At 65.9% G+C, this 3434-nt stretch carries 4 protein-coding genes; all 4 read right to left on the reverse strand.

The window, feature by feature from the left end:
• A partial coding sequence (locus EN750_RS24525; protein WP_145967882.1) for an FMN-binding negative transcriptional regulator occupies positions 1–518 on the reverse strand: 518 nt, incomplete at its 3' end.
• A 3-nt stretch (positions 519–521) separates the two neighbouring features.
• Positions 522–1403, reverse strand: coding sequence for a branched-chain amino acid ABC transporter permease (locus EN750_RS24530; RefSeq protein ID WP_127397961.1), 882 nt, complete (start codon positions 1401–1403; stop codon positions 522–524).
• Positions 1404–1408: 5 nt separating this feature from the next.
• A complete protein-coding gene (locus tag EN750_RS24535) occupies positions 1409–2113 on the reverse strand; it encodes an ABC transporter ATP-binding protein (protein ID WP_127397963.1) in 705 nt (234 codons plus the stop codon).
• A gap of 4 nt (positions 2114–2117) precedes the next feature.
• On the reverse strand, positions 2118–3284 hold the full coding sequence (locus EN750_RS24540; protein WP_127397965.1) for an ABC transporter substrate-binding protein: 1167 nt from the start codon (positions 3282–3284) through the stop codon (positions 2118–2120).
• Positions 3285–3434: the final 150 nt, after the last annotated feature.

Genomic DNA, 3434 nt, shown 5'->3' on the forward strand with positions numbered 1-3434 from the left:
ATCTTGAACTTGGCTTCGAGCCGCCCGACCGGCAGGTCAAACCCCATGATACCAGGTATACGCCGCTCCATGCCGCCAGGTCCCAGCTCGCGCATGCGCCAGCGGTCATCGCGATCTTTTTCCAGCACCTCGACAAGCTGCAGGAGATGCCGGGCGGTGGCGTGCTCGTCGAGCGGCACCGGATGCCCATGACAATGCACGACAGCAAAATTCCAGGTCGGCGCGCTGTCGCGCACCGGATTGCGCGGATACCAGGACGGCGAGATATAGCCATGCGGGCCGTGGAAGATGGCGACGGTCTCCCTGCCTTCGCTGATCAAGGTGCTGTGCGGATTGGCCCTGGCGAGATGCGAGACCAGAGTTCCGTTTTCACCCCGCGCGCGATCGAGCACGAAGGGAAGATGCGAGACGACGAGCCCTTGCGGTCCCGCTGTCACCACCGCGGCGAAGGCCGCGGCCTCGATCAGGCCGAACACCTCGTCGTGCGACAGCGGCGCAAATTCAGGCTTGCTGTACATAGATCAGCTTCGCTGGGCGCGGACCGCCGGGATCAGGCCTTGCGGGCGAACCAGCAGCACGGCGATGACGCCCGACAGCACGATGGCGTCGCGATAGGGGGCGATCGCTCCCGGCAATGTCGCCTGCAACAGCACCTCGATGATGCCGAGCAGAAAACCGCCGGCGACAGCACCTGGCAAGCTGCCGAGCCCGCCGACGACGGCGGCGATGAACGCCTTCAACACCGGCGTAAAGCCCATCAGCGGATCGACCGAGGCGCGCTGCGCCACCCACAGCATAGCCGCCAGCCCGGCCAGCAGGCCGGAGAGCAGGAAGGCGGTGGCGATGATGCGGCTGGCCGGAATGCCCATCAGGCGCACGACGTCGAAATCTTCCGCCGCGGCGCGCATCGCCGTGCCGGTCACCGAGCGGCGCAGGAAGACTTCCAGCGCAATCAGCGCCAGTGCGGAGACGACGATGGAGATGCTGGGACCGACGCCTATGGTGAAATCGCCGAAGGAGAAGGCGCCGGTCATCCAACCGGGCATGGCGACAGCTTGCGGCCGCGCCGAAATGCCGTTCTGGAAGACGACTTTCAACAGGCTGGAGACGGCAAAGCTGGTCAACAGCAGGCTGGTGACGCTGGCGCCGCGCATCGGCCTGAACGCGATACGCTCCATGATGACCGCGGCGAGCGCGCCGCAGGAGACGGCGACAAGCACCGCCACCGGGAAGGGAAAACCCAGCACCAGCGAGGCCAGAAGCGCATAGCCCGACAGCGTCATCAGCTCGCCATGGGCGAAGTTGATGAGGCCGACGATGGAAAAGACGATCGCCATCCCGAGCGCCAGCAGCGCATAGACGCCGCCGAGGCTCACCGCATTGATGATCTGCTGCGCGATCATGCTTCTTAAGCTCCCAGATAGGCTTGGCGGACGAGGTCCGATGAAGCGAGTTCTTTTGCCGTGCCCGACAGCACCACCTCGCCATTGGCGAGCACAACGGCGCGGTCGGCGATTTCGAGCGCCAGCGCCACATTCTGTTCGACCAGCAGGATGGTCAGGCCCTTGCGGCGCAGTTCGGCGATCAGGTCGAAGACGGTGTCGATCAGTTGCGGGGCAAGGCCGAGCGAAGGTTCGTCGAGCAGGATCATGCGCGGCTTGCCCATCAGCGCGCGGGCGATGGCCAGCATCTGCTGTTCGCCGCCCGACAGATTGCCGCCCTTGACGCGGTGGTAGCGGCGCAGGATCGGGAACAGCTCCAGCATCTCCTCTTCGCGCAGCCTTGCCTCGGCCGCCGGCTGATGCACTGCGCCGCCGAGACGCAGATTATCGGCCACCGTCAGGCTGGCGAAGATACGGCGGCCTTCGGGAACCAGCGCGACGCCCTTGCGGGCAATCGCCTCCGGCGCCAGGCCGGTGATGTCGACACCGTCGAAGACCACCTTGCCCGATGCCGCCGGCACCAGCCCGGCGACGGCGCCGAGCGTCGAACTCTTGCCGGCGCCGTTGGCGCCGACCAGCGCGATGATCTCGCCGCTGCCGACGGTGAGGTCAACGCGGCGTACCGCCTCGACCTCGCCGTACCGGATTTTCAGGGCTCCGACGCTCAGCATGACATCACGGCGCGGGAACGTCGGCAGCGTCGGGGATCAGGGTCTGGACATGCTTGCCCTCGCCGCCCTCGTAGCGCATCAGCGCCACCGGCCGCAGCGGCATGCGGTCCGTGCCGGCATAGGTGATCTTGCCGGTGATGCCTTCGAAATCCTTGAGGCCGGCGATGGCGTCGCGGATCGCCTTAGGGTCGTCGGAGCCCGCCGTCTTGACCGCCTGGTCGAGGATCAGGCCGATCTCGTAGCCATTGACTTCATAGGTCGATTCCGGTGCGTGGCCGGCATATTTGGTGAAGGCTGCGTTGAAGGCCTCGAGCTTGCTGCCCGGCTCGGCATAGCCGGCCGCGGTGTAGACGACGCCATCGACCAATTTGCCGAGCGCCTTGATGGTCGGCGTGCCGATGGCATCGGCGCCATAGACCGGGATGGTGACGCCGGCGCCGCGCAATTGCTGGATGAAGGCCGGGAAATCCGGCTCGTAGGCCGCCGTCATGATCAGGTCGGGCTTGTCGGCCAGGCCCTTGATGTTGGTGATCTCGGCGGAAAAGTCGGGCTGGCCCATGCTGAAGGTGCCGCGGCCGACAATGGCGCCGCCCTTCTTCTCGAACACCTTGCCGAAATATTCCGGCAGATTGGCGGTGTAGGTGGAGTCCGGCGAAGTCAGCAGGAACACCTTCTTCTTGCCTTCCGAGACGGCGAAGTCGGCGACCGCCGTCGCCTGCACATTGTCGGCCGGATAGGTGCCGAACATGACGTCGCCGACCGCGCCGGTGAGCACGGGGGCGGAGCCGCACAGCGTCAGGGTCGGAATACCAAGCGGCTGGGTCAGCTGGCCGGCGGAAATCGAGGGATCGGCATCGCACGGCGTGATCATGATCTTGGCGCCGGCGTCGATCAACTCCTGGGCGACGGTTGCGGTCTGCGCGGTGTCGGAGCGGGTGTCCTTGATCAGCAGCTTGACGGTGTATTTGCCAGCGAGGCCACCCTTGGCGTTGAGCTCGTCGAGCGACATGCGCAAGCCGGCAAGTGCCGGCTGGTCGTAGGGAGCGAGGCCACCGGTCTGCGCGGTCGCGGCACCGATGATGATCTCCTCGGCGCTGGCCGTCGAAATGGCGGCGATGCCGAACACGGCCGCGCACAGGGCGGCGCGATGGAGGCGATAGAGGCTTGGCATGTCGGTTCTCCTTCTGGATTTCTTATGGTTGGCTGTCGTTGCGGGTCATGCGGTCTGGTTTTCAGGCGTTGCGGTCTTGGCGCGCGACGTGCGGCTGCCGAGATAGGCTGCGATCACGGCGGGGGTCTTCTGGACATCGCCCCGCGTGCC

Source organism: Mesorhizobium sp. M7A.F.Ca.ET.027.03.2.1, from assembly GCF_003999175.1.
GTDB lineage: Bacteria > Pseudomonadota > Alphaproteobacteria > Rhizobiales > Rhizobiaceae > Mesorhizobium.

Excerpts from the sequence above, each read along its gene's own strand:
- EN750_RS24530 (WP_127397961.1), bottom strand. The coding sequence starts at position 1,403 with ATGATCGCGCAGCAGATCATCAATGCGGTGAGCCTCGGCGGCGTCTAT.
- EN750_RS24540 (WP_127397965.1), bottom strand. The coding sequence starts at position 3,284 with ATGCCAAGCCTCTATCGCCTCCATCGCGCCGCCCTGTGCGCGGCCGTG.
- EN750_RS24535 (WP_127397963.1), bottom strand. The coding sequence starts at position 2,113 with ATGCTGAGCGTCGGAGCCCTGAAAATCCGGTACGGCGAGGTCGAGGCG.